Here is a 3,661-nt window from a genome sequence, read left to right on the forward strand (position 1 = left end):
TGATGCGCTCCTGCAGTTCCTCCACACATGCCGCCGCCTGCTGCTCCTGCCCGGTCGCTCTTCCGACAAGTTCGATGTCCTTCAGGACATCGTCGATCGTCTCCGGGTTGAGGGAGACGACGGTCAGCCCCAGGGTTCGCAGCCGGTTGATCACGTCTTCGGTGTTACCAGGAGCAGCGAAGACGAGGTCCGGGTCGGCCGCGAGCACCTTCTCGATGCTGATGCTGCTGTATCCGCCGACCTTTGGCTTATCGGCGGCGGCTGCAGGGTAGTCGCAGTAGTCGGTGACGCCAACGATCCGGTTCTCAAGACCAATAGCGTACAGGATCTCGGTGTTGGAGGGTGCGAGGGAGACGATCCTCTGCGGTACGCCCCGGATAGTGACGCTCTCCCCGAAGTCGTCGGTCACCGTCACGGTCCTCCCGGCGTCCCCTGTCGTTACCGGACCAGATGCACTTACCACGCCGATGAAGGCGGCCGCGAAGATGACCAGTCCAAGAGAGAGTAATAGACGTCTGATTCCCATCATTACAAGTACATCTTATTTAATGTAATAAAGGTTTACAAACGCACCCTTTGCGGAGAGGCGGTTGTTGCGCTGGCGGGTTGCAAGATCGTCCAGTCCCTGAACCGGGCGGCACCGCGCGCATCTCCTCCTGAGGGGTCTTTGCAGTCGCTACTCTTCGTCTGGTATGCACAAGTTCCCTTCCCGGACTCATGCGCAATTCAACAGAGGGCCTCCCATCTCTCCAGACCGCGCCCGGGTGCTCATGCAGGCAGGTCTGGAGGACGAGCTGATCTCGGGAACCGCGGGGACCTCGCAATCTATATACACTAACACAGTACATGCCCCGCCGGTGAGAGCCATGACCTCTATGGGATATGCGAGCCTGACATCTGAGCAGGTGAAACGGGTGCAGCGCTGTGAGGAGGAACTAGGTGTGACGATCCTTGCGTATGCAAAACCGGTGTATGCGAAACTGAGCGAGAACGACCTCAAGCGAATCCAGGATCTCGAGAAGGATCTGGGGCTATCACTCGTGGCCTACGAGGTCTGATTGCGATCTCCTCTCCGTTTTTTGCGCGCCTTCCTTTTGTTAGGGAGGAGGCTCTCTCCCCTGTCTCCACCCCCGTGGCGGTACTCACCACGACCGGAACAGAAAAAAACTCCTTTCAGATCCAGGCCTTTGGAGGGGCGACAACTGACCCCGGAGGGGGCTCCCGGCGGTCAATCCATCCTTTCGAGGACCTGCAGGACCTCATCGATCCGCCCCGCCGTGACCGCACCCCGGTCAAGCAGTTCGCGAATGATCGCTTCGGCCTCTCCCCCGACGTAGTCCTGGAAGGACGGGTTCGCGCCGCCACAGAGGAGTATGATGGGCTTGTCACGGTAGTCCTTCAGTATCCGGATATTCTCGATGTTGCCCTGCCCGATGGGCATAGCCGTGACGACGACGGCATACGCAGCATCGATGCACCGCCTGAGATTGTCACGGGCGTCCGGAGAGATCGCGGCAAACGGCGCCTCGGTAATGCAGGGGATACCCAGCGCTGTCGCGGCCGCATAATCGGTATCTAAGAGATTGAGCACGCCTGTGCTCACCCCGAACCCCTCCCTGTGGAGGGCGTAGAGGAGGTCAGACCCCGTGCCCCCACCGCATATGACGTGAACACCCTCCTCTTCCGGCTGATGGTCTGCGGTATGTCCATACACCGGGAGGATATAGGGTTTGCCTGTCAGGGGGTGGGTTTTTACCAGGGCGTCGATCCCATATACCGCATTGAGCGTCTCCTGCGTCAGCACATCCCGGGGTTCCCCGACGGCAAACACCTGCCGGTCTTTCAGCATGATCAGGCGGTCGCAGTAGTAGGCAGCCAGGTTCAGGTCATGGAAGACACTGATCACCGTGATCTCGTCGGTGAGGCTCCTGATGATGTTTAAGATCTCGATCCGGTGACTGATATCCAGGTTCGAGGTTGCCTCGTCGAGGAGCAGGATCTTCGGTTCCTGCGCGAGCGCCCGGGCGATGAGCACCCGCTGCCGCTCGCCGCCGCTGATCTCGTTGACCGATGAACCAGCGAGGTGTGCGACGTTTGCGAGGTGCATGGCGCGGTCGCAGACCTCCAGGTCCCGGGCGGTCCCGGAGGAGAGCCTCCCGATGTAGGGATGCCTTCCCATCATGACGATATCGCGCACGGTGTAATCGAAACCGATCGAGATCTCCTGCGGCACGACAGCGACCTGCTGAGCCAGTTCACGGAAACTAAAAGAATCCAGGTTCCGGTCATTGAGATGGACCTCCCCATTCTCCGGGGCGACTATCCGGCTCATCGCCTTGATGAGTGTCGTCTTCCCGGACCCATTCGGCCCGATGATCCCGAGGATCTCGCCCCTCTCCACATGCAGTGAGATTGCTTCGAGGACCTTCTTTGCGCCGTAAGAGACGTCGATACCGATGACTTCGACTGGTTTCATGCTTTCATCCGGCTCCGCAGGAGGTATATGAAGAACGGTGCCCCGAAACAGGCGGTGATGATCCCAACCGGCATGTCGCCGGCAAACGTCCTTGTGATCGTATCAGACCAGAGGAGGAGGATCCCTCCTGCAAGCGCGGCCGCGGGAAGGAGGATGCGGTGGTCGGGCCCGACGATCAGGCGCATCACGTGCGGAGTGATCAGGCCGATGAACCCGATCGCCCCCGCGATCGAGACCGCTATTCCGGTCAGGAAGGCGCTTGCAAAGAGGAGGAGCTGTTTCAACCGCTCGACGTTCACGCCGAGGTGGATCGCGTCCTCTTCCCCGAGCGATATGATGTTGATATCCCGGGCGTAGAGGTAGATGACCAGACACCCGATCGGGATGAGGATGGCGATGCGGACGTCATCCCACGAGACGTTCCAGAACCCGCCCATCAGCCAGAACATGATCTGGTGGAGGCTTTTCCCGGCGGTGTACATGAGGAACGAGAGAAACGCTGAGAGCAGCATGGAGAGGGCGACGCCGGAGAGCAGGAGTGTCTCGACCGGAACCTTCCCGCCCTGGCGGGCGATGGTGTAGACGGTGAAGGTGGCGACCGTCGCCCCTATGAATGCGAAGACCGGTCGCCCTGTGCCCGCGAAGAGGACGATCGAGAGTGTGGCTCCGAGCGCCCCGCCGGATGACGTGCCGATGATGTAGGGATCGGCCATGGAATTCCGGAACAGTCCCTGCATGGCGGTGCCCGCCACGGCAAGCGCGCACCCGACCAACGCCGAGACGATCACCCGCGGCAGCCTGACATCCCAGAAGATCTTCCACGCGTTGGGCAGCGCAAACAGGGCTCCGGGAGAGCTACTTGCCGGTCCCAGAATGACTGCACAGGCCATGCTGGCAAGAAGTATACCGGTGAGTGACAAGATTGTGATCAGTGCCGTTCTCCGCATAGTGTATAGCAAAATTAACTTTACCTTGTTAAAATTCATTTGGTTAGCAGCGTGGTGCGCGTATCTGGCCGTGCCAGCAGGGAGTCGGGGTAGTGGACCATTTTATCTTAGTTTGCGGGTTCTGGTGCGGATCACGCGGGAGAACGCGAGGGGTGTGGAGCGTTCATGGGCAGTGCGAGGGGCTGCACGCAGGAACGCGACCTATTCCCCGAGCGAGCCCGGGCAGTGGACCGTGGTG

4 protein-coding genes are annotated in these 3,661 nt (G+C 60.1%); 1 reads left to right on the top strand and 3 read right to left on the bottom strand.

The window, feature by feature from the left end:
* Positions 1–529: helical backbone metal receptor (locus BP858_RS00455; protein ID WP_286878541.1), on the bottom strand; the 529-nt coding region annotated here is incomplete at its 3' end.
* A 328-nt stretch (positions 530–857) separates the two neighbouring features.
* On the opposite strand from BP858_RS00455, the gene BP858_RS00460 reads away from it, so the two are divergent.
* Complete coding sequence (locus BP858_RS00460; RefSeq protein ID WP_286878543.1) at positions 858–1,058, top strand: hypothetical protein; 201 nt, start codon at positions 858–860, stop codon at positions 1,056–1,058.
* A 170-nt stretch (positions 1,059–1,228) separates the two neighbouring features.
* On the opposite strand, the gene BP858_RS00465 is transcribed toward BP858_RS00460, so the two are convergent.
* Together BP858_RS00465 and BP858_RS00470 are read right to left on the bottom strand one after the other, a co-directional pair.
* Complete coding sequence (locus BP858_RS00465) at positions 1,229–2,476, bottom strand: ABC transporter ATP-binding protein (RefSeq protein ID WP_214166155.1); 1,248 nt, start codon at positions 2,474–2,476, stop codon at positions 1,229–1,231.
* Positions 2,473–3,423 (bottom strand): FecCD family ABC transporter permease, encoded by a 951-nt coding sequence (locus BP858_RS00470; protein ID WP_286878544.1) that lies wholly within the window; start codon positions 3,421–3,423, stop codon positions 2,473–2,475. The genes BP858_RS00465 and BP858_RS00470 overlap by 4 nt, the downstream gene beginning before the upstream one ends.
* Between the last annotated feature and the right edge of the window lie 238 nt (positions 3,424–3,661).

It is taken from the genome of Methanoculleus sp. UBA413 (assembly GCF_002502935.1).
In the GTDB taxonomy this organism is placed as follows: Archaea; Halobacteriota; Methanomicrobia; order Methanomicrobiales; family Methanoculleaceae; genus Methanoculleus; species Methanoculleus bourgensis.